This is a genomic window from Paenibacillus glucanolyticus NBRC 15330 (genome assembly GCF_004000885.1).
GTDB lineage: Bacteria > Bacillota > Bacilli > Paenibacillales > Paenibacillaceae > Paenibacillus_AQ > Paenibacillus_AQ glucanolyticus.
Window position 1 is genome coordinate 285,269 of sequence record NZ_BIMC01000004.1, and the last position, 22,576, is coordinate 307,844.

The 22,576-nt window shown below is 49.6% G+C and carries 23 protein-coding genes and 1 pseudogene; 23 read left to right on the plus strand and 1 reads right to left on the minus strand.

Translation table 11 applies throughout. From position 1 onward, the window contains the following. Positions 1-93: 93 nt before the first annotated feature. The 22 genes from PGL02S_RS09400 to PGL02S_RS09505 all read left to right on the plus strand — a co-directional run bounded on the left by PGL02S_RS09400 (position 94) and on the right by PGL02S_RS09505 (position 20,198). The gene (locus PGL02S_RS09400) at positions 94-954 is read left to right on the plus strand and encodes a heptaprenyl diphosphate synthase component 1 (RefSeq protein ID WP_036636841.1); all 861 of its coding nucleotides are present in this window, start codon (positions 94-96) and stop codon (positions 952-954) included. Between the two features lie 36 nt (positions 955-990). Continuing rightward, entirely contained in the window at positions 991-1,722 is a 732-nt protein-coding gene (locus PGL02S_RS09405) for a demethylmenaquinone methyltransferase (protein WP_036637031.1), read from the plus strand. Beyond that, positions 1,715-2,587 (plus strand): UbiA-like polyprenyltransferase, encoded by an 873-nt coding sequence (locus PGL02S_RS09410; RefSeq protein ID WP_036636843.1) that lies wholly within the window; start codon positions 1,715-1,717, stop codon positions 2,585-2,587. Before PGL02S_RS09405 ends, PGL02S_RS09410 begins: the two co-directional genes overlap by 8 nt. Continuing rightward, positions 2,587-3,189: a UbiX family flavin prenyltransferase gene (locus PGL02S_RS09415; protein ID WP_006209471.1), complete on the plus strand. Its 603-nt coding sequence runs from the start codon at positions 2,587-2,589 to the stop codon at positions 3,187-3,189. The genes PGL02S_RS09410 and PGL02S_RS09415 overlap by 1 nt, the downstream gene beginning before the upstream one ends. 1 nt (position 3,190) lies before the next feature. Beyond that, a complete protein-coding gene (locus PGL02S_RS09420; RefSeq protein ID WP_036636846.1) occupies positions 3,191-4,054 on the plus strand; it encodes a menaquinone biosynthesis protein in 864 nt (287 codons plus the stop codon). Next, on the plus strand, positions 4,051-5,025 hold the full coding sequence (locus PGL02S_RS09425; RefSeq protein ID WP_036636847.1) for a polyprenyl synthetase family protein: 975 nt from the start codon (positions 4,051-4,053) through the stop codon (positions 5,023-5,025). Before PGL02S_RS09420 ends, PGL02S_RS09425 begins: the two co-directional genes overlap by 4 nt. Positions 5,026-5,136: 111 nt before the next feature. Further along, complete coding sequence (gene ndk / locus PGL02S_RS09430; RefSeq protein ID WP_036636849.1) at positions 5,137-5,580, plus strand: nucleoside-diphosphate kinase; 444 nt, start codon at positions 5,137-5,139, stop codon at positions 5,578-5,580. 51 nt (positions 5,581-5,631) lie between these two features. After that, a complete protein-coding gene (locus tag PGL02S_RS09435; protein WP_036636851.1) occupies positions 5,632-6,435 on the plus strand; it encodes a CheR family methyltransferase in 804 nt (267 codons plus the stop codon). Positions 6,436-6,604: 169 nt separating this feature from the next. Next, positions 6,605-7,774, plus strand: a complete 1,170-nt coding sequence (gene aroC, locus PGL02S_RS09440) for a chorismate synthase (RefSeq protein WP_036636852.1) — start codon at positions 6,605-6,607, stop codon at positions 7,772-7,774. Between the two features lies 1 nt (position 7,775). Further along, positions 7,776-8,870, plus strand: coding sequence for a 3-dehydroquinate synthase (aroB, locus tag PGL02S_RS09445; protein ID WP_036636853.1), 1,095 nt, complete (start codon positions 7,776-7,778; stop codon positions 8,868-8,870). Between the two features lie 3 nt (positions 8,871-8,873). Beyond that, on the plus strand, positions 8,874-9,248 hold the full coding sequence (gene aroH / locus PGL02S_RS09450) for a chorismate mutase (RefSeq protein WP_006209479.1): 375 nt from the start codon (positions 8,874-8,876) through the stop codon (positions 9,246-9,248). Positions 9,249-9,605: 357 nt separating this feature from the next. Continuing rightward, a complete protein-coding gene (gene trpE / locus PGL02S_RS09455) occupies positions 9,606-11,159 on the plus strand; it encodes an anthranilate synthase component I (RefSeq protein ID WP_036636854.1) in 1,554 nt (517 codons plus the stop codon). Positions 11,160-11,178: 19 nt separating this feature from the next. Further along, positions 11,179-12,219 carry an anthranilate phosphoribosyltransferase gene (gene trpD / locus PGL02S_RS09460; protein WP_006209482.1) on the plus strand — a complete coding sequence of 347 codons (1,041 nt, stop codon included), beginning with the start codon at positions 11,179-11,181 and terminating at the stop codon, positions 12,217-12,219. Continuing rightward, positions 12,209-13,018 (plus strand): indole-3-glycerol phosphate synthase TrpC, encoded by an 810-nt coding sequence (gene trpC / locus PGL02S_RS09465; protein WP_036636856.1) that lies wholly within the window; start codon positions 12,209-12,211, stop codon positions 13,016-13,018. The genes trpD and trpC overlap by 11 nt, the downstream gene beginning before the upstream one ends. Before the next feature lie 70 nt (positions 13,019-13,088). Further along, positions 13,089-13,706 (plus strand): phosphoribosylanthranilate isomerase, encoded by a 618-nt coding sequence (locus PGL02S_RS09470; RefSeq protein WP_006209485.1) that lies wholly within the window; start codon positions 13,089-13,091, stop codon positions 13,704-13,706. After that, the gene (gene trpB / locus PGL02S_RS09475; RefSeq protein WP_036636858.1) at positions 13,703-14,899 is read left to right on the plus strand and encodes a tryptophan synthase subunit beta; all 1,197 of its coding nucleotides are present in this window, start codon (positions 13,703-13,705) and stop codon (positions 14,897-14,899) included. The genes PGL02S_RS09470 and trpB overlap by 4 nt, the downstream gene beginning before the upstream one ends. Beyond that, complete coding sequence (gene trpA, locus PGL02S_RS09480) at positions 14,896-15,702, plus strand: tryptophan synthase subunit alpha (protein ID WP_036636860.1); 807 nt, start codon at positions 14,896-14,898, stop codon at positions 15,700-15,702. Before trpB ends, trpA begins: the two co-directional genes overlap by 4 nt. Positions 15,703-15,742: 40 nt before the next feature. Next, positions 15,743-16,840: a histidinol-phosphate transaminase gene (gene hisC / locus PGL02S_RS09485; protein WP_006209489.1), complete on the plus strand. Its 1,098-nt coding sequence runs from the start codon at positions 15,743-15,745 to the stop codon at positions 16,838-16,840. A 54-nt stretch (positions 16,841-16,894) separates the two neighbouring features. Further along, positions 16,895-17,983, plus strand: a complete 1,089-nt coding sequence (locus PGL02S_RS09490; protein ID WP_006209490.1) for a prephenate dehydrogenase — start codon at positions 16,895-16,897, stop codon at positions 17,981-17,983. 407 nt (positions 17,984-18,390) lie between these two features. Then, on the plus strand, positions 18,391-18,984 hold the full coding sequence (locus PGL02S_RS09495; protein ID WP_036637036.1) for an RNA polymerase sigma factor: 594 nt from the start codon (positions 18,391-18,393) through the stop codon (positions 18,982-18,984). Further along, entirely contained in the window at positions 18,981-19,583 is a 603-nt protein-coding gene (locus tag PGL02S_RS09500; protein WP_036636864.1) for an anti-sigma factor family protein, read from the plus strand. Before PGL02S_RS09495 ends, PGL02S_RS09500 begins: the two co-directional genes overlap by 4 nt. Before the next feature lie 27 nt (positions 19,584-19,610). Further along, positions 19,611-20,198, plus strand: coding sequence for a histidine phosphatase family protein (locus PGL02S_RS09505; RefSeq protein ID WP_036636867.1), 588 nt, complete (start codon positions 19,611-19,613; stop codon positions 20,196-20,198). 68 nt (positions 20,199-20,266) lie between these two features. Here the strand turns inward: PGL02S_RS09505 and PGL02S_RS09510 are convergent. Further along, positions 20,267-21,025, minus strand: a pseudogene (locus PGL02S_RS09510) (class I SAM-dependent methyltransferase). Between the two features lie 351 nt (positions 21,026-21,376). On the opposite strand from PGL02S_RS09510, the gene PGL02S_RS09515 reads away from it, so the two are divergent. After that, a complete protein-coding gene (locus PGL02S_RS09515; protein WP_036636868.1) occupies positions 21,377-22,525 on the plus strand; it encodes a hypothetical protein in 1,149 nt (382 codons plus the stop codon). Positions 22,526-22,576 lie beyond the last annotated feature (51 nt).

Below are 22,576 nucleotides of genomic sequence, written 5' to 3' on the forward strand. Positions count from 1 at the left end.
GACAGGGCATGTACGTGCCTTGAACATGTGTTATAATAGATTGGATTGTGGGCTCAATTGGACAAAAGAACATCAAGTGCACGGAGGCTGAGAATGAAATCGTATCGCGTACCAGAACTGGCAGAGAAATATATGAATTATGATATGATTAAGAACCACACGGATCTTCCGGAATTCCCGGATGCCCGTGTTCATTTGCTATACATATTTTTAAAGGATTCGGGACGAAATATTTCCGGACACGAAGAATTGTACGCGCTGGTTACCTCACTGGTTCAAGTGGGACTCGATACGCATGAGAGCATCGATGTTACGGAGGGCAATCAAGGAGAGGCGCTGATGAGATCCCGGCAGTTAAAAGTTCTCGCAGGGGATTACTTCAGCAGCCGATTTTATCAACTTCTTGCCCTGAAGGGCGAAATCGCTGTTATCTCACTTCTTAGCAAGGCTGTGAGCGATGTTAACGTGATGAAGATGAATTTGTACGGCAAAATGAAAGAAGCACTGCTGCCTTCGGAAGATTATTTAAGTCTAACGGTACAGCTGAACATGCAGCTGTTTCTTTCTTTTACTCCGCTGCTTGAGGAATCCGTGCAAGAGACTTGGGAGAAGCTGCTCAGGGAAATCACGGAATGTGAAACACTTGTGCAGGAGATGGAACGCTGTGCAACGCCTGAATTCGGCAGATGGGGTTACGCCTATTGGCATCTGATCGAGGCGGGAAGCGATGAGGAACGGAAAATGCTGGTCGGTAAGAGGACGGATATGAAGGATTGGAAGAAGCTGATTCTGAAGCACAAGGCATCAGAGAAGCTGCTGGATAAGCTCCGGGAATCGGTAAGTGCCATTCAGCAGCAGCTGGCAAGCCGCGTAGAAGAGAGCCCTTACGCCGGCATACTGGACCCTTTCCTGAAACGGCTCAGCACGTTCCGGTCCGTCGTAAGTGAAGGGTAGGGGGATGCAGTGGATAATCAAACGAACAAGCTGGACATGAATAAGCATGACGGCAAAAATCCGAAAGAGCAGTATGTTCATTCCGTCTTCGAAAGCATCTCAGGGAAATATGATTTGATGAATGACATTCTCAGCTTTCGAAGACATAAAGCCTGGCGCAAGTATACGATGAGGAAAATGAATATGCGTCAAGGCGATACGGCCATCGACCTATGCTGCGGAACTTGCGACTGGACGATCAGTATGGCCCAGGCAAGTGAATCCGGACACATAGTCGGACTTGATTTCAGCGAGGGGATGCTGAACGTCGGCCGGCAGAAGGTGGCCAAAGAGGGTTTGGAACAGCAGATCAATCTGGTTCAAGGCAACGCGATGAGCCTTCCGTTCGAAGATGGTCAATTCGACTACGCAACGATTGGTTTCGGTCTTCGCAACGTACCGGATTATATGCAGGTATTGCAAGAGATGAAACGCGTGGTTAAGCCTGGAGGGATGGTTGTATGCCTGGAACTGTCCAAGCCCACCTGGCAGCCGTTCAAAGGCATTTATTATTTCTACTTTCAACAAGTGCTGCCTCGGATGGGGAAACTGGTAGCCAAGCGATATGAGCAGTATAAGTGGCTGCCGGAATCGTTGGCATTATTCCCCGGAAGAGAGGAGCTTGCCGAAGCTTTCCGTCAGACCGGACTTAAACAGGTTCAGGCCTATCCCTTGACTGGTGGCATCGCAGCCTTACATATTGGGATCAAGGAGAATCTGGATGTTTAAGAAAATAGGAACGTATCTTGAAATGATCAAAGTGGAGCATACACTGTTTGCTCTGCCTTTCGCTTTTATGGGGGCTTTAGTGGGATCGGCTGTTGTGTTTGACGGGCTGCCTTCCTGGGGAGATATCGGCTGGATCTTTCTGGCCATGTTCGGGGCACGCAGCGCCGCGTTCGGACTGAATCGGCTGACAGATCAACACATTGACGCCAAGAACCCTCGCACCGCAAACCGGGCCATTCCGGCAGGACTGCTCAAGCCGCTTGAAGTGATTTTATTTATTATTTTGTCTTTTGCAGTATTTTTCTGGGCGACGTTTATGCTGGACCCGTTTGCTTTTCGATTGCTGCCTATTGCAATTTTTATGCTTATTATTTATTCCTTTACGAAACGCTTTACATGGCTGTGCCATTTGGTTCTCGGACTTACAACCGCATTGGCTCCGCTTGGCGGATGGGTTGCGGTAACCGGTCAGATCGACTGGAAAGCAATCGTGTTTTATATTGCGCTGGCGTTCTGGACAGCGGGATTTGATATTGTCTACGCTTGCCAAGACGAGAAGTTTGATGCGAAGGAGAAGCTGTACTCGATTCCTTCCCGATTCGGATTGCATAAAGCGTTATGGTTTGCCCGGGGATTCCATGTAGTGACTGCGGCTGGCTTTATTATTCTATTCTTTGTCACCCCGCTCGGCTGGTGGTACCTGATTGGCATGCTCATTGCCTGCGGAATCTTGTTCTATCAGCATCACATTTTATCGCCAAACGACATGAGCCGGCTGCAAACAGCTTTCTTTACCATGAACAGTACGCTCAGCATCATCTTGTTTGTGTTTACTTTGATTGATTTGGTGGTGCGGTATATCTGATGGAAGCCACGCGCAGAAAAAGCTGGGTTGTCGGGATTACGGGGGCCAGCGGCAGCATATACGGTGTACGCCTTACCGAAAGCCTGCTCTCGCTGGGCTATGATGTGCACCTGATCATTTCGAATGCAGGCTGGCGTGTCCTGAAGGAGGAAATGGATTTTCAGGCAGGCAACCGCGAGGAGATGCTGTCCGAAAAATTCGGTGGATATGAGGGGAAGGTGATTTATCACCCGATCGCTGATATCGGAGCTACGATTGCGAGTGGATCCTATCTCGTTGAAGGCATGATCATTATGCCTTGTTCCATGGGTACATTATCCTCGGTGGCACACGGGTCCTCCGATAATCTGATGGGGCGGGCAGCCGATGTGATGATGAAGGAAGGCCGCGCGCTGGTGCTCGTTCCGAGGGAAACGCCCCTGCATGCGATCCACTTAGAGAATATGCTGAAGCTGGCCAGGCTTGGCGTCAAAATCATTCCTGCGATGCCGGCGTTCTACTATGGTCCGAAAACCATCGATGATATTGTGAATTTTCTGGTAGGCAAGGTGCTGGATAGCCTGCGTATTGAACATCAATTGTACAAAAGATGGGGTGACTGACATGCCGGGAGCAGACAGCAAGACTATCATCGGCAAAATCAGTTACACCAACGCTTGGCCGGTATTTCATTACGTAAATCCGTCAACACTGGATACTCCTGCAGAGATGATAACGGCAGTCCCGGCCGCGTTGAACCGCGGGATGCACAGTGGTGAAATCCATATCGGGGCGCTTTCTTCGTTTGCCTATGCTGAAATGTCGGACCGGCTCCTGCTGCTGCCGGATTTATCCGTGAGCGCAGATGGGGCGGTTAACTCCATCTTCCTGTTTTCGAAAAAGCCGCTGGATGCCTTGAAGAACGCAACCATTGCGCTAACCAATACGTCGGCAACCTCCGTCAACTTGCTGAAGATTCTTCTGGAAAAATCACTGGGGGGCACTTATTCCTATCGCACTTGTGACCCGGTGTTAAGCGAGATGATGGCTGAAGCGGATGCCGCACTTCTGATTGGGGACCATGCGATTCGGGCTTCATGGAGCCATTCGGATTATTATAAGACGGATCTCGGCCAATGGTGGAAAGAATGGACCGGCTGCAGCATGACTTTTGCCGTCTGGGCGGTGAACAGGCATGCTGTGAAGCAGAATCCCGAAGGCATGGCTGAGATTGCCGCCATGTTCCTCGAGAGCAAGCAGCGGAGTGTGAGCGATCTCTCCCCTATTGTCGATGAAGCGGTTCGGCGAATTGGAGGTACTGGCGGCTACTGGATGAAATACTTTTCGAACCTGTGCTACCATTTTGACGAACGACAACAGGAAGGGTTACGCTTATATTTCAAGTTCGCATATGAACTTGGCCTGCTGGAGCGTGAAGTGGTGCCGGAGTTATGGAACGAGAAACTAAGCATACGGGTGAACAAATGAAACGATTTGATATATTCGGAACATTAAAAAAAGATATGGATGTCATTGAGAAGGAGCTTTATCTCAGTGTGGAGGGCGACAGCCCTGAGCTGACGGAAACATCCTTGCATCTGCTGAGAGCAGGCGGCAAGCGTCTCCGGCCGGTCTTTGTGCTGATGGGCGGCAAGTTCGGCGACTATGATATCGATAAGCTGAAGCATGTGGCAGTGCCGCTTGAGCTGATTCACAGCGCATCCCTTGTTCATGACGACGTGATTGACGATGCCGATACAAGACGCGGGAAGCCAACTGTTAAGGCAAAATGGGACAATCGGATCGCCATGTATACCGGTGACTACATATACGGCAAAGCGCTCGAACTGACGACTCACCTGAAGCAGCCCGAAATTCATCAGATTCTGGCCAAAGCGATGGTTGAAATGTCCATTGGCGAAATGGAACAGATTCGTGATTTCTTTAATACGGAGCAGGATGTAAGAAGATACCTTCTCCGCATTCGCCGCAAGACATCGCTTTTGATTGCGGTCAGCTGCCAGCTCGGAGCGCTTGCCGCGGATGCGGATCGCCAGGTGGCCAACAGCCTGTATCGGTTCGGATACAACGTGGGGATGGCGTTTCAGATCCAGGACGATCTTCTGGATCTGTGCGGAACGGAGAAACAGATCGGCAAGCCGCCGGGCAGCGATATGCGTCAGGGGAACATTACCCTGCCTGTTATATTTGCCTTGAAGGATAGCGAGCGGAGGGAAGCACTGCTTGCGGAGCTGGATCGAATTCATGCGCTGAACGGCCAATGCGACGTGTCGGATGCCGTGAAGCTTGTAACCTCGAGTGATGGGATCGCAAGAGCTGAAGCCCTTGCCGATCGCTACATCGGTAAAGCACTGGCTGCATTGGATACGCTGCCTGACATCAGAAGCAAGAAACAGCTTAGAGATATTGCAAATTTTATTACGAAACGGTCATATTAGCCTTAACCATTAGGAAGCTTTCTGTTAAAATACGGGTACAAACATGTAACATCACATGAGCATGGAATGATTGTTCAATATCCTAGAGTGAGGGGAAGAGTGATGAGGCCTATGGAACGTACTTTTTTAATGATTAAACCGGATGGTGTACAGCGTGGACTGATCGGCCGAATCGTCGGCCGTTTGGAGGATAAAGGATTTAAGCTGGTTGCAGGCAAGTTTGTGCAGATTTCGGACGAGCAGGCGAGGCGCCATTATGCTGAGCATGAAGGGAAAGACTTTTTTGCCAGCCTCGTAGGATTTATAACATCCGGACCGGTATTTGCCATGGTTTGGGAAGGGGACGACATTATCGCCTTGTCTCGCCAAGTCATCGGCAAAACAAACGTGAAGGAAGCATTGCCTGGAACAATTCGTGGTGATTTTGCAGCGCATACGCCGCATAATTTGATCCATGGATCAGATTCCCCGGAGAGTGCACAACGTGAGATTTCCAATTTTTTTGAAGAGAATGAGTTGGTGGAGCATAACAAGACGCTATCCCCTTGGCTGTAGACGTATTGAGTAAGCGCGGGAGCGAATAATCTGATTAACAGGATGATACGGATGACGGAACAAGAACCCGTGCTGGATGATCCGGATTATATCAGCTTTGTTCGAAACATCGAACGAAGCACAGGGATCAATCTGGCAGATTATAAAGAAACGCAAATGAAGCGAAGATTGACAACGCTGCGCATGAAGAAGGGCTTCGGAACATTCTCGGCCTTTTATGACGCGATGATGAAGGACAAGCCGCTTTTCCATGAATTTTTGGACCGGATGACAATTAACGTCTCAGAGTTTTGGCGTAATCCGAACCGCTGGGAAGTTTTCCGGGATAAGATTTTGCCTGAATTGTCGCATCAGAATCCGGGTGTGCTGAAGATCTGGAGTGCTGCCTGTTCCACAGGCGAAGAGCCCTATACACTTGCCATGATTCTGGCTGAGCAGAAGATGCTGAACCGTGCACGCATCGTGGCCACAGATATCGATGATGGCGCATTACATAAAGCGGCGGAAGGCTTGTATGTCGAGAGGTCATTGAAGGATGTGCCTCCGGATATCGTCCTTCGCTACTTCAAGGAAGAAGGTTCTCTGTATCGTTTCAATGAGAACTTGAAGAAGGAAGTTGCCTTTCATAAACAGAACCTGTTGACCGACCGGTTTGAAGGCGGTTATGATCTGATTGTCTGCCGGAACGTGATGATTTATTTCACGGAAGGGGCTAAGCATAAGCTGTATACGAAATTTGCCAATAGCCTGAAACCGGGCGGCTTTCTGTTTGTGGGCAGCACCGAGCAGATATTTAATCCGGGGCAATACGGCCTGGAGAGCAATGAAACCTTTTTCTACCGCAAAGTTCAATAGAGATGGCAATAATTAACGCATAAAGCGCTTTTCTATCCTGAGGATGAGAGGCGCTTTTGCTTGTCCGGCAACATTCTTGTCAAAGCGTTGGACCTATACTATAATGAGCAGAAGATGTTTACGGAGTTTAGCGGTTTAACGCTTAAAAGTTTAAAGGGGGAAAAGCATCATGAGTTTACGTTTTTTAACTGCTGGGGAAACACATGGTCCTCAGCTGACAACTATAATCGAAGGGCTACCGAGCAATTTGGAGCTTGATTTTGAAGCACTTAACTTTCAACTGCATCGCAGACAAAAGGGATATGGCCGGGGACGCCGCATGCAAATCGAGAAGGATACGGCTCAAATTCTTGGCGGTGTTCGGCACGGATATACCACGGGAGCCCCGGTTGCATTGGTCGTTCAGAATAACGACTGGAAGCATTGGCAGAACATTATGAATGTGGAGCCGATTGAAGGCAATGACGAGGCGAAGAGACGGATGCACCGTCCACGACCGGGACATGCCGATCTGAACGGCGGCTTGAAATACAACCTAAAGGATCTGCGCAACGTGCTGGAGCGCTCCAGCGCACGTGAGACGACGGTCCGCGTAGCGGTTGGCGCAATTGCCAGACAATTCCTGGCACAGTTCGGTGTCAAGGTGGCAGGCCAGGTGATCCGGATCGGTGAGATTGAAGCTCCTCCGCATAACCTTTCGATTGATGAGCTGATTGAGCGTACGGAAGCGTCTTCGGTCCGGGTTGTGGATGAAGAGACGGAGAAGAAGATGGAAACCTACATAGACCTGATCAAAAAAGAAGGCGACTCCATAGGCGGTATTGTTGAATGCATCATCGAAGGTTTGCCGGTTGGTCTTGGCAGCCACGTCCAATATGATCGCAAGCTGGATGGCCGCATCGCACAAGGCGTAATGTCGATCAATGCGTTCAAGGGCGTCGAGGTAGGCATCGGGTTTGAAGCAGGCGAGCTGCGCGGTTCCCAAGTGCATGATGAGATCATGTACAGCGAGGAACGGGGGTACTACCGTGCAACTAACCGCCTGGGCGGATTTGAAGGCGGAATGACCAATGGCATGCCGATCGTCGTTCGCGGTGTCATGAAGCCGATTCCGACGTTATACAAGCCGCTTCAGAGTGTAGATATCGATACGAAGGAAGCTTTTACGGCACAGGTTGAACGTTCGGATGCTTGTGCGGTTCCAGCGGCCAGCGTTGTGATGGAGCATGTTGTCACTTGGGAGGTAGCCAAAGCGTTTCTTGAGAAGTTCGGCGGTGACTCAATGGAAGAAATCCATGCGAACTACCAAAACTACCTGAAGCAGCTGGAGAACTACTAATATGAGAACACTGCAGGTGGAACTGGGAGAGCGTTCGTATCCGATCTATATCGGAGCAGGAATTCTGGATTCCATCGGTACGCTTAGTGCAAAGCATGGGATTAGCCGGAAGAGTCCGCATCTGATCGTAACGGATGATAAAGTTGCACCTCATTATCTGTCTCAAGTTGAGGAGCAGTTAAAATCAGAAGGGTACACGGTCATTTCTCATATCGTACCTTCTGGTGAATCCTCCAAATCGCTTCAAGTTTATGAAGAGGTTATGACCACAGCCATCAACGGCAAACTGGACCGGAGCTCTGCTGTATTTGCGCTAGGCGGGGGCGTTGTTGGTGACTTGGCGGGGTTTGTAGCGGCTACTTACATGCGCGGGGTGACATTTGTTCAAATTCCAACCACCATACTGGCGCATGATAGCAGTGTTGGCGGCAAGGTAGCGGTCAACCATCCGTTAGCCAAAAATATGATCGGCGCCTTCCATCAACCGGTGATGGTGGTTTACGATGTGAATACGCTGGCGTCACTGCCTCCGCGCGAAGTGTCTTCGGGTCTGGCCGAAATGGTGAAGCATGGCCTGATTCTGGATCGTGATTTTGCCTATTGGTGCCGGGACAATGGGGAGAAGCTGCTGAGCTTGGCTCCGGAGACCTTGATCTATGGACTCGAGCGCGGCTGCGCCATTAAGGCAAATGTTGTATCCCAGGATGAGCGGGAAGGCGGCCTGCGTGCCATTCTAAATCTGGGACACACCATTGGACATGCGATTGAAGCCGTCGGAGGGTACGGACGCTTTTTGCACGGTGAGGCCATAGCGATCGGCATGGCCGGATCGGCTCGCCTCGCAGAGCTGCTGGGCAGAAGTGCCGATCTTCATCACGAGACCGTGAGCATGTTGAAGGCAGTGAACCTGCCTGTAACCTTGCCGGAGGATGTCTCGGTTGAACGAATTATGGAAGCCATGCAGCACGATAAAAAGTTCACCGAAGGGCAAATGGTCTTTATTGTACCGGAAGCTGTCGGTTCTGTAGCCATTGTCAAGGATGTGCCGGTAGAAGCTGTTCGATCCGTGGTTGAACAGTTGAAGGGAGAGGGATAGTTCATGATGAATCGGGGAATCCGGGGGGCGACAACCGTCACTCGGAATGATGAACAGGAAATAGTGCAGGAGACATTGCGACTGCTTGAAGAGATGGTACGACGTAATGAGCTTCAACCGGAATATATTAGCAATATATGGATTACAATGACTCAGGATCTCGACGCGGCGTTCCCTGCCAAAGCGATACGCCAGCTGGAGGGTTGGGATCTCGTCCCTTTGATGTGTTCGGTTGAAATACCGGTTCAGGGCAGTCTTCCGCGCTGCATTCGGTTTATGGTGCAGGTCAACACGGACAAAAGCCAAAGCGAGATTAAGCATGTGTATTTGAACGAAGCCAAGCGGCTGCGCCCGGATTTATCGGGCTCGAACGCCTGATGACTAAAATTTTGGGTTGCAGAATTAGGGTATTATCCTGTATAGTGAAATCAGAATAGCTGAGTAGAGTTAGGTTTTACAGATGAGTTGAGTTGAGAAGAGCTGAGGCATTTAGGTAACAACACAATCGGGTTAGAGAATGATTAGTATTCATGACGAATAGTACAGCTTGTTCGTACGTTGGGTTATAAGTAGGATTTGTGAACCTGGCAATGGAACGCAGCCGCTGTAGTTTGTCATTGTGACTGATTTGACTTTCTCTTGACCACGCTCTTTTTTCATAGACTTTTTCTGAACGTTAACCTCTACTTCGGTAGAGGTTTTTTTGTTGTTTACACTCATTAAGGAGGGATTGACATGGCGAATCCATCAATGGAGCAAGTGGTGGCAATGGCAGGTGAATACAACCTGATTCCGGTAGCGATCAGACTGTTAGCCGATATGGAGACCCCGATTCGCATTTTTCAGCGGTATGCGGAGCGGAAGCGGGCATTTTTACTTGAGAGCGTTGAGGGCGGTGTACAGTGGGCACGGTATTCGTTTATCGGAACAGACCCCTTCTTAATGATAACGGGTAAGAAAGGCAAGATCGAAATCGAAGTGAACGGGGAACGAACTTTGCTCGAAGGCAAGCCGATTGAGGAGCTGAAGGCGCTGCTGCGAACGTACCGCAGCCCGCAGCTGAAGGATATGCCTCCTTTTACCGGAGGGGCTATCGGTTTTTTTGGATATGACCTGCTTCAATATTATGAAAAGCTCCCGGCGCATGCCATGGATGATCTGGGAATGGATGATATTCGCTTTATGTTCTGTGACCAGGTCATCGTGTTCGATCATATGAAGCAGCAGATCATGCTGATTGGCAATGTACACGTCAAGCCCGGAGATACGGATGAAACCATCCGTCAAAGCTATATCGACGTATGCCGTGAACTGGAAGCGGCAGCTGAGCAGCTGCAAGAACAGGGACCGCGTGAGAATGTAAATTCCAGAGGCATTCCGGCAGACGTTGACATGGGGGATATCAAATCCAACATGACCAAGGAGAAGTACATGGCCAATGTGAAGCAAGCCCAGGAGTATATCCGAGCAGGAGACATATTTCAGGTCGTATTGTCCCAGCGCTTCCATATTGAGACGGAAGTATCGCCGCTCCACGTCTATCGTGTGCTGAGAACGCTGAACCCTTCGCCGTATATGTATTATCTCAAAATGGATGATGACATTATTGTTGGAACCTCTCCTGAAGCCTTGGTGAAGGTGGATGGACGGAGGCTCGAGACAAGGCCGATTGCGGGTACAAGGCCAAGAGGCGTCGACGAGGCCGAGGATAAGGCATTGGCGGAAGAGCTTCTGAGCGATGAGAAGGAACGGGCGGAGCATTTGATGCTTGTGGATCTGGGCCGGAACGACTTGGGGCGTGTATCGGAATTTGGATCGGTGAAATGCGACACGTTTATGGAGATTGAAAAATACTCTCACGTAATGCACATGGTATCCAGCGTATCCGGACAGCTGAGCGAGGACAAAGATTTCTTTGACGCTTTCCTATCCTGTCTTCCGGCGGGAACGGTATCAGGGGCTCCGAAACTCCGAGCTATGGAAATCATTGCCGAGCTGGAGCGGGAAGCCCGGGGGGCTTATGCCGGAGCCATCGGCTATCTGGGATTTGGCGGCAATATGGACTCCTGCATTACGATCCGCACGATTATTTTTCGTCAGGGCAAGGCTTATGTGCAGGCAGGTGCCGGTATCGTATGGGACTCGGTTCCGGAGAAGGAGTACGAGGAGACCGTCAATAAAGCCAAGGGCATGCTCAAGGCGATCCGCGTAGCGGAGGCGATGTTTCCGACCAGCACAGGCGCTAACGATTTGATCAATCAGGATTATCTGTATCAATACACACCCTAAACTGAAGGAGGAGAACGTTATGAACGTTATGGAACCGGTACAATTCAGTCTTACGAAGTTGATTGCGGGTCAAGACCTGAATCGGGATGAAGCCCGTGGGGTGATGCAGTCCATCATGGAAGGCCAAGCAACACATTCGCAGATTGGCGCACTGCTCACTGCCTTGAGAATGAAGGGGGAGACGGTAGAGGAGATAACGGGTTTTGCCGAAGCGATGAGAGGAGCGGGCGGGCGCGTTGTTACCGAGCGGAATCAACTGCTGGATACGTGCGGTACCGGAGGATCCGGCATTCACAAGTTCAACATTTCTACCGTATCCGCGATCATCTCCTCCTCGGTATCGGTCAGAGTGGCAAAACACGGCAACCGTTCGGCTTCAGGCCGGGCGGGAAGCGCAGACGTGCTGGAGGCATTGGGTGTCAATATTCACCTCACCGCCGAGCAGGCAACTGCATGTCTGGATGATATCGGTATTTGCTTCTTGTTTGCACAAATCTATCACCCGTCCATGAAATATGCCGCTGCACCGCGAAAAGAGCTGGGTATCCGGACCGTATTTAATATGCTTGGACCTTTGACGAACCCTGCCGGCGCCGATCGGCAGATGCTCGGCATTTACGATATGAATAAAACGGAAACTATTGCTCAAGTGCTGAAAGAACTCGGCCTAAAACGCGCAATGGTGGTAACCAGCCATGATGGTTTGGACGAGATCAGCATATCGGCGCCTACACGTGTATCTGAGCTTCGCGGCGGGGAAGTCCATACTTACGATATTCACCCTCATGATTTGGGACTGTCGGTTCATCCGATGAGCGACATCCTGGGCGGAGACGCAAAGGAAAATGCAGCGATTATCGGTTCAGTGCTGCGCGGTGAACGGAGCGCTTACCGGGATATTGTGCTTGCCAATGCCGGAGCATGCATCTACGTATCGGGGCTGGCGGACAGTTTGAAAGAAGGCGTACAGCGGGCAGCGGGAGCAATCGACACGGGATTGGCTCAGTCCAAGCTGGAGCAGTTGATCTCAAGAACGGGGGAAATGAGTTATGTATCTTGATCGAATTGTAGAAACGAAACGCAAAGAGGTTGCTCAGCTGCGCGAAACCTTCAGCGTCTCGGAGGCGCTGAGACAGATCGCGGAATTACCGCCCACATTGGGATTCGAGAAGGCATTGTCCACAGGACGAAAACGCAGCATGGGGCTCATTGCCGAAGTGAAGAAGGCATCTCCTTCCAAAGGTTTGATCCGGCCGGATTTTGATCCGGTTATGATCGCTAAAGCGTATGAGGCGGCCGATGCGGATTGCCTCTCCGTGCTGACAGACAGAGACTATTTTCAAGGTAGCGGTGAATATTTAAAAGCGGTTAGAGCAGCTGTTCATATTCCCTTGCTGCGCAAGGACTTCTTGATTGATGAGGCCCAGATTTACGAAGCACGCCTCCTGGGGGCGGATGCGGTTCTGTTGATTGCAAGCATCCTGGAGCCGCAGCAAATCGCGGAGTTCATTGAGACCGCGGGCTCCATCGGTCTGGATTGTTTGATCGAGGTCCACGATCAGAAGGAGATGGAGACGGTTCTTGAGCTGGGCACCGCTCAGCTTATCGGGATTAACAATCGAAATCTCCGTACGTTCGAAACTTCGCTTCAGACAACGGCTGATATCGCAGCGCAAGTTCCTCAAGGAATCACCTTGATCAGCGAGAGTGGAATCTCAGGACCCGCAGATATATCTTACCTGCATTATGTCGGGGCACATGGTGTTCTGGTAGGAGAGCATTTCATGCGTCAGCAGGATGTATTCCGGGCGGTTAATGATCTGATGGGACCCTTGCCGATTGCTGCAGACACAGAATAAAGGGGAGCATTCGCTGATGAGTACGGTTCTAAAAATATGTGGACTTCAAAGCGTTGAAGTGCTAAAATCTATGATAAACTTACCTGTGGATTATATCGGATTTGTATTTGCGAAGAGTCGGCGAAACGTATCGCCCAAGCAAGCTGCACAGCTGATTCAAGTATTGCGGCAATGGGATACGGGCAAGACTCCTGCCGCCGTCGGCGTCTTGGTTAACCCTGATCTGAATGAGCTGGAAGAGCTCCTTCAAGAAGCGGCGCTCGATGTCGTGCAGCTGCACGGTCAGGAATCGCCGCAATTTTGCCGGGAAGTGAAGGAGCGCTTCCCGGTTTCCGTTTTTAAGGCTGTATCTATCGAGAGTGACCGTTCGGAAGCGGATCGTCTGTCCTCACTGGATGCGTACGCTGGATGCATCGACGGATTGCTGCTGGACACCTACGATCCGGTGTACGGCGGTGGATCTGGCAAGACATTTGCCTGGGACCTGATTCCACCTTACCAGCGGTGGGCCTCACAGCAAGGAATTCCCTTGTTTATAGCAGGCGGGCTCGATTCGGATAATGTATCGCATTTAATCGGCCAATATGCTCCATACGGCGTGGATGTATCCAGCGGTGTAGAGAGTGAACCTGGCGTGAAGGATATAAACAAAGTGACTGCATTCGTAGAAAGGGTGAAGGGGAAATGACACAGCTTCCGGACCGTAATGGACGTTTCGGGGTGTTTGGAGGCCGGTTTGTGCCGGAAACACTCATGAACGCTTTAATAGAGCTTGAACAGGAATATAATCGCTTTTCGGAGGATCCTGAATTCAAGGAAGAAATCGCTTATTTGCTTAAGCAGTACTCCGGGCGGGAAACGCCTCTGTATTATGCAGAACGGTTAAGCCAGCAACTGGGCAAGGCCAAAATCTATCTCAAGCGCGAGGATTTGAATCATACAGGCGCCCACAAAATCAACAATGCCATCGCTCAGGGCGTATTAGCCAAGCGCATGGGCAAGGGCAAGGTGATTGCCGAGACGGGTGCCGGACAGCATGGAGTCGCAACTGCAACGGTAGCTGCTCTCCTGGGTCTTGAATGCAAAGTGTTCATGGGCGAGGAAGATACCAAGCGGCAGCAGTTGAATGTGTTCCGTATGAAAATGCTCGGGGCAGAAGTGATTCCGGTGACTTCGGGAAGCCGTACCCTGAAAGATGCGGGCAACGAAGCGCTTCGCTACTGGGTCAGCAACGTGGAGGATACCTTCTACGTTCTGGGTTCTGTCGTAGGTCCGCATCCTTATCCGATGATGGTGCGGAACTTCCAGCGAATTATCGGGGATGAGACCCGCAAGCAGATTTTGGAGACGGAAGGACGCCTTCCGAACGTGATTCTCGCTCCGATCGGGGGAGGGAGCAATGCCATCGGGATGTTCTACCCGTTCCTCGAAGATAAGGAAGTGGGTCTGATCGGCGTTGAAGCGGCAGGTAAAGGTGTGGATACCGATTTTCATGCGGCTACCATGTCCAAAGGGACACATGGTGTGTTCCAGGGATCGATGAGTTATTTGCTCCAGGATGAATACGGTCAGGTTCAGGAGGCGCATTCCATTTCTGCCGGCCTCGATTATCCGGGTGTTGGCCCGGAGCATTCATACCTGAAAGATATTGAGCGTGTGCAGTATGTGCCGATAACGGACCAAGAGGCACTGGATGCCCTGCAGCTGTTATGCCGCACGGAAGGCATCATTCCGGCTCTGGAATCCGCCCACGCCGTGGCACAAGCGGTGAAGATGGCGTCAACATGGTCTGAGGACGATATCGTGGTGATTAATTTATCTGGTCGCGGTGACAAGGATGTGGAGTCCATCATGGCTTACACGGGAGGGATAACAGAATGAACCGTATTGATGAGACCTTTGCATCGTTAAAACAGCAACACAAAACCGCCCTGATTCCTTATCTTACTGTCGGCGATCCCGATGTGAAGTCGACGCTGGATATCATTCACGAGCTTGAACTTGCAGGAGCCGATATTATTGAACTCGGCGTTCCTTATTCGGATCCTCTTGCCGACGGCCCGGTCATCCAGCGCGCTTCCGAGCGTGCACTGAAGAGCAAGGTAACGATCCGAACTTGCATGGAAACTGCGCGTCTGGCTAGAGACCTCGGAAGCAAGCTGCCGTTCATTCTCTTTACCTATTACAATCCGGTTCTGCAAACCGGGCTGGATACATTTTTTGAGGAAGTGCTGAAGAATGATATCAGCGGCTTGATCATTCCCGATCTTCCGGTGGAGGAATCCGAAGAGATCAGGAGCCGGGCACATGCTGCAGGCGTCCACCTGATTCCGCTGGTGGCACCAACCTCGCATGAACGGATTGCGAGCATTGCTTCAGAGGCGACCGGCTTTGTCTATTGCGTATCCTCGCTTGGTGTGACGGGAGAGCGCTCCGATTTTTATTCGGGAATTGAGTCCTTCCTTGAAACGGTGAAGCAATACAGCCATGTTCCGATAGCGATTGGTTTTGGCATATCGTCCGGCGAGCAAGTGGCCAGATTCTCGAAAATCTGTGACGGTGTGGTTGTCGGAAGCGCGATTGTACGCCAGATTGAATCCAATATACCTATCTTGGAAAAAGAAGAGACGCGTCAGCAGGGACTTTTGCAAATTAGAGAGTTTGTGGCACAATTAAAAGGTTAGCGTTGTGTACAGCAGTTATGAAAGGTGAGGCGAATATCGAATGAAACCAAAAGCGCAAATTGTAAATCTTCCTGTATATCAACCGGGCAAGCCGATTGAAGAGGTGAAAAAAGAATTAGGACTTGATGTTGTCATTAAATTGGCCTCCAATGAGAACCCTTATGGCTGCTCGCCGCGGGCAACCGAAGCGATCACCGCTGAACTGGGAACACTCAGCTTGTATCCGGACGGAAGCGCGGCTGATTTAACGGCAGAGCTTGCTGACCAGCTGGCAATTGAACGCAGTCAAATTATTTTCGGATGCGGATCCGACGAGATTATTGCTCTCATTATTCGAGCGTTCCTGGAGCCGGGGGATGAGACCATTATGGCGGATCAGACCTTCTCCGTGTATAAAACCAATGCAGACATTGAAGGTGCCGTGAGCATTGAGGTACCGCTGATCAACGGGAAGCATGATCTTCCGGGCATGGTCAATGTCATTACGGACAAAACGAAAATAATATGGGTGTGCAACCCGAATAACCCTACGGGAACCATCGTATCCGAGAGTGAACTGGTATCCTTCCTGGATGAGGTTCCTGCCCACGTAATGGTTGTACTGGATGAAGCTTATTATGAATATGTTACGGACGCTTCTTATCCAGCCAGCATCAAGCTGATGGAACGCTATCCTAATCTGGTTATTCTGCGTACCTTCTCCAAAATATACGGATTGGCAGCGCTTCGCATCGGTTACGGCATCGGTCAACAGGAAGTTATCTCCCTGATTAACCGGGTACGCGAGCCATTTAACACAGGTCGCCTTGCCCAAGTAGCCGCGAAAGCTGCTCTGAAGGATCAGGAGTTTGTTGCCAAATGCCGTCAGCGGAATGCCGAAGGCATTACGTATATTCAGCAGCAATTCGATCGCCTCGGGCTGTCCTACTTCCCTGCGAACGGTAATTTCATCATGGTGGATGTACAGAATCCGGGTACCGAAGTGTTCAAATTACTGCTTAGCAAAGGCATTATCGTGCGACCGGGATTTGAGGTCTACCCGAGCTACATTCGCGTAACCGTAGGTTCCGAGGAACAGAACAAGGCTTTTATCGGCGCTTTGGAGCAAGTGCTCCACGAAGTGAATTCTCCAGCCTGATCGAATGACACCACAAATAATCGCAGCTTGAAACGAGTGAGAGAGAACATGACAATGCACATTTCTATTTTTGGCGTCGGCTTGATCGGCGGTTCGTTAGCATTATGCTTCAAAGGAAAACCAGGCATAACCGTTACGGGTTATGCCCACACCCAGGAATATGCCGATCAGGTTACGGCCAAGTCCGTTGTTGACAAGGTTACCCTATCGGTAGAAGAAGCAGCCCAGGATGCGGATGTGATATTCCTGTGCGTTCCTGTAGGCAGCCTGGAGACATATATAAAGCGTTTAAGCGAATTGCCGCTTAAACCCGGGTGCATTATCACAGATGTAGGCAGCACAAAAGCCAGCATTGCGGAATGTGCAGCACAGCTAACACTTAAGGAAGCTTGCTTTATCGGAGGACACCCAATGGCTGGGTCGGAGCGATCAGGTGTAGGTGCTGCTTCGACGGTTTTGTTCGAGAATGCTTATTATGTCCTCACCCCTCCAGATCAAGTGCCTCAGGAGAAGCTGGATACTCTTGTGGAGCTTCTTGCTCATACACGGGCGCATATTGTGAAGGTAGAGCCGAGACTGCATGATGAGATTGTAGGGGCGATCAGTCACCTGCCCCATGTGATCGCAGTGGCTTTGGTGAACCAAATCAGCTCCTATAATGAGGAGAATCCGCTGTACCGCACACTTGCTGCAGGTGGCTTCCGGGATATTACCCGAATTGCATCCAGTGATCCCGTGGTTTGGCGGGACATTTTATTAAACAATCGCAATGTAATGCTTCCTTTACTTCGGGACTGGAATGAAGGAATTCAGCGGTTTATGGATATGCTGGAGAATCAAGACGGACCTGCTATCGAAGAGGCTTTCCGCAGAGCGGGGGAGTTCCGCAGTGTGCTTCCTGAGAGACGTAAGGGTATGATTGTATCCCGGTACGATTTGTATCTTGACGTACCTGACCATCCAGGGATCATCGGTCGAATCGCAACTGATTTGGGAACAAACCGCATTAACCTCAGCAACATGCAGATTATCGAGAGCCGGGAAGATGTTCCGGGTGTTATGAGACTTTCCTTCCGCAATGAAATGGAACAGGAGCGTGCTAAAGAGCTGCTGATATCGCAAGGACATTCGGTTTACCAGTGATATTTCCGGTTGTTTAAAACAACCGGAAATAAATGTGTTTAATGTGTTGACAAAATGTAAACGTATACATATAATAAAAGTACAGTATGGTTTCTCTCCACTCCTATCCAAAATATTGCACTTTGTGCAACCGCCTTCAAATTTGAAGGCGGATTTTTTTTGTCTATTTTCCTAACCGTGGTAAACCTCCTGGCACAAACCTGAACTTTTCTCCAAATTGTGCTATAATGCTAGAGTACTAGTGTAGAAGATTTGGGGAAATTGCCAAATACATAGAATAGTCAGACAACATGAGGCGTAACTATATATGGTTTGACGGTACTTTTGCAAATCCTTGATTTTGCATCCTTGAACAAGTACAGGACAAGGAAGAGGCACCGGTGGGTGAAGGAGGAACGAAAAATCATATGACGGATTCCCAATTGATCCAGGAAATCAAGCAAGGCAATACCGAACTTTATTCCGAATTAATGCGACGTTATCAGAGGAAAATATTAGCATTTGTCTATCATATGTTAAAAAGCTCGCAGATGGAGCTTATGGCTGAGGATTTATGCTCGGAAACATTTTACAAGGCTTTCCGAAGCTTGCATTCATTCCGAGAAGTAGATGCATCCTTCTCAACATGGCTCTATACCATTGCACGGAACACCGTGCTCAGCGAGCTCCGCAAGCATCGCAGCGGCACATTGCCGCTTGAGGAGAGTGGAGTCGTTCCGGTGGCTCCACTGGAGGTTGCTCCGGAACAGGCGATTCTGCGAAGCGAACGAGTACATATGGTAAGAGAAGCCATTAATAATTTGCCGGAGAAACAAAGATCTGCACTGATTCTTCGGGAGTACGATCAACTGGATTATCAAGAAATCGCGGATATTTTGGGTCAGAGTGTCAGCTCGGTCAAATCGTTGTTGTTCAGAGCCCGTGGCAGTGTCAAAATTCAGCTCGAACCTTATTTTCATGAGCCGGTTTTTGAGGATCTGAGAGGGATGAAGAGCAGATGACTTGCGATGAAGCCCAAGAGCTGATGGAAAGTGTCTGGGATTTGCCTGACAATGATCTGCGGCGACAACGGCTGAAAGCACATGTTCAAACCTGCAGTTCATGTGCAGAGGAGTACGAAATGTGGGTGGAGAGTCAAGATCTGGTCCATGCGTTGGAGCATGAAATTCCGGATATGGACGCTGACCAAATCAACCGCAATGTAATGGATCGGATTTATCGTGATTTCCCGTGGCTGGTGGAGGAAACATCCAAGAGCCGTGCGGTAAGCCGGGTTTCCCGTAAACGGTTGACTCTAATGATTGCAGGGTTTCTGGCATTGTTTGTTTGCAGCTTTGTCTATTTTGCAACGATGGGCAATCAGCCGGACCCCGTACCGGAAGCGGTAACTACAGGAATAATTCCTACGGGAGTGGCTGACACAGCCCATGGCCTGGCTTCTCAGGACGATTACAACATTCCGAAAACCAACAGCGGGATTATTGATCCTTTTGTGGTTGATATGAGCCCAACTCAGCCAGAATATTGGATGATCCTGTCCCTGCTGGGAATCGGCTTCGCCTTGTTTTTCCTGAAGAGATTAAATCGGGTGAGAAGATAAAATACATGAGGATGGAGGAGATGTGGCATGCAGATCGGCTTGGTTCGTCACGGTTTAACAGATTGGAATGCTGTAGGCAAAATACAAGGCCAAACGGACATTCCACTTAACGAGGAAGGTCGTAATCAAGCGCGTTTGCTAGGGGAAAGACTCCTGCAGGAGTCCTATCGATGGGATTTTGCGATTAGCAGCGGTCTCTCCCGTGCCGAGGAGACGGCGAAGATCATCTCATCCATGCTGAATATTCCATTGGCACCACCGGATAACCGTTTGCGTGAGCGCAGATACGGACAGGTGGAGGGTTTAACAGCGGAAGAACGTGAATCCAGGTTCGGTGCCGACTGGCATCTGCAGGATTTAGGGCAGGAATCAGACATTGAGCTGCAGTCGAGGGGGCTTGTTTTCCTTGACGATATGTGGCATAGACATCCGAATGCAAACATTCTGGTTGTCAGTCATGGCGGTTTTTTGGCGCAATTGTACAAACTGGTATGTCGTGGTGTTCTGAGTGAACGCATTGGCAATTTGTCGCTCACCGTCCTGGAGAGAAAAGACGATGATTGGTCGCCCCTTCTCTTTAACTGTACCAAGCATTTGCTGACAAAGCAGTCGTAAGTACATTGAATTATAATAAAGAGGAGCCTTCCCCGGGGGAGGCTCCTCTTTATTATAAGGACTGTCGTTTAAACTTCTGCTTTCACGATGAATCGATGCTGCTGAATCTCGAAGTAGCCCTTGGACTGGATGACAAGATGGATTCGATGCAACGGCTCCAGGTAGCGTTCCACGGTGAAATCAGGGATCTGCCACGGAATGGCTTTCAGGTAATACACCAGCGCACCGATGTCATAAAATCGCTGCAGCGGGAAGTCTTCCCGGCTGAGAGTGATGTTAAAACGATGATCGAGCAGCTCTTCCATCGCCGTTTCCAGATTCCAATGAGCGAACTCTTCATTCAGCGGGACTCCAAACATTTCGTTGATTCCTGCGCAATCCGTTCCCCCGGATTGCTGGGTTATGAATATACCCCGATCGTTCGAAATTCTCCGCAGTTCCGTGACGGAATAGGATTCATGCTGATTGATGATCAGATCAAAATAATGATCTTCCAAAGGAAGGGAAGCATCGTCTTCGAAATACACAACCTTTACCCCCAGCGGCTCGAGCTGCTTCTTCGCCACCGGTACATTAGGCTTATATCCTTCAGTTGCGTAGACGGACTGTGGCAAGGGCTGAAGAGAGGATAAGAACTCCCCACCGCCCGTACCCATGTCCAGCAGCGTATTGGCATTCCGCAACAAGGGAATGACCAAACTGCCCAAGGACTAGGGAAGAAGCTGCGACTGCATGCGTCCTGAAGCCGTGATATGTGAAAAGTCCCATCCAGAAAAATGCTGATCCACTTCTTGGATATAGGCCATAAACTGTCTGTCTTTAATCATGGTTTGACAACCTCCATAACAATTTATAATGAGTTGTAACTGCATCTGAAATTGCTTTGGATATGGAGGCCCTCGAATTCTATGGGCGCCAAGTTATATTTCATGCTCTGGTGTTCTCACAATAATTCCCCTTCCTGAATTTTGAAAATCACTTTCATATCAACGTGCATTTCATTTTATTAGATGAGGGCTTCATAAATGTTATATTTTGACTCTATAGGCATTCTATCATTATATAAGAGAGCATAGTCATTTTTATATACAAAAAAATAATTTCGTAAACTGAAGCAAACAGGTATCAAATGTTCAAAACCTTCCCATAATGGTTGTAAAACGGCGAGGCGATGGAAGATGAATCTAGCGGATATGCTCACATATGCCGATATTGGACAGCTTAGCAATATAGCGAATCATTACGATTGTGACGCCAAGAGAAATTCGAAGCATGAGTTGATTCAGAGCATCCTGTCCAAGCTCGGAAGAAGAGAGTTCTTCGAGGAGCAGGTTAGCAGCTTGACACCAAGCGATTTGCGTTTCCTGAACAACCTGGTCTTTGACACTCGAACAGGCTACAGCCTGGAAGAATTGACTGCTGCGATACGCCTTACGGCGGATGTGGAAGAGAAGGGTGCAAAGGCCCCTGTGAAAAAGAAGGCTTCCGAGAAAACGGAAAGTCCGCGTGAGGCTGTTGCACGCTATCGCCGAAGCGGGTGGCTGTTTAACGGTTTTACCCACTCCACCAAATATTTGTTTCAAGTACCTTCGGATTTGAAGGAGCGCTTTCGGGACGTGCTTCGTGAACGTCTCCATGAAAACCTGCAGCGATTGACGGATGATCCGGAAGTATATCGGGACGAGCAGGGACTGGCCGCGGAAGATTTGATGCTGATTCTTAAGTATGTCGGTGGACATGATATTGAATTGAATCAGGAAGGGTTTATGTACAGGCGGAACCAGCAGCAGCTGATGAGCACGCTGCATATTACGGAGCCGCTGATCACGAAAGGTGCATGGCGCTTTGGGTACGGCCGATCCTGCATTGAATATCCCGATCGATTTGCACTGCTGTACGATTATGCTTACGCAAGAAAATGGATCACGGAAAGCAATGCCCGGTTAATCTTGACGGAAAGCGGAACTTCGTTTATTGAGGAAGGAAATCAAGTTAGCGTGATACAGATATTCCGCTTTTGGTTAAGACTGTATAAGGGCGCAATTCCCAATATCACTTCTCTTGTGTACTGGATCAGTCAATGTGCAAGAGATTGGGTTACAGCTGCATCTCTTTATGAATCGCTGGGTTGGCTAATCCGTCCTTTCTATTATGATAGTCCGCAAAATATGCTCGAGCATCGGATTATCCGTATGCTGATGCATTTAGGGATGATCCGTATAGGGGAGAGCCAAACGATGGGAACTTCGTACAAAATGACCGCGCTTGGCTTAAAGGCTGCGGAAGCCAGTATACATATCAGCGATTCGAACGATTTGATCCTCTAGCATGGTTAGGTAGTCGAAACAGCCAAAATGATTTTATGAGAGTAAAGCAAT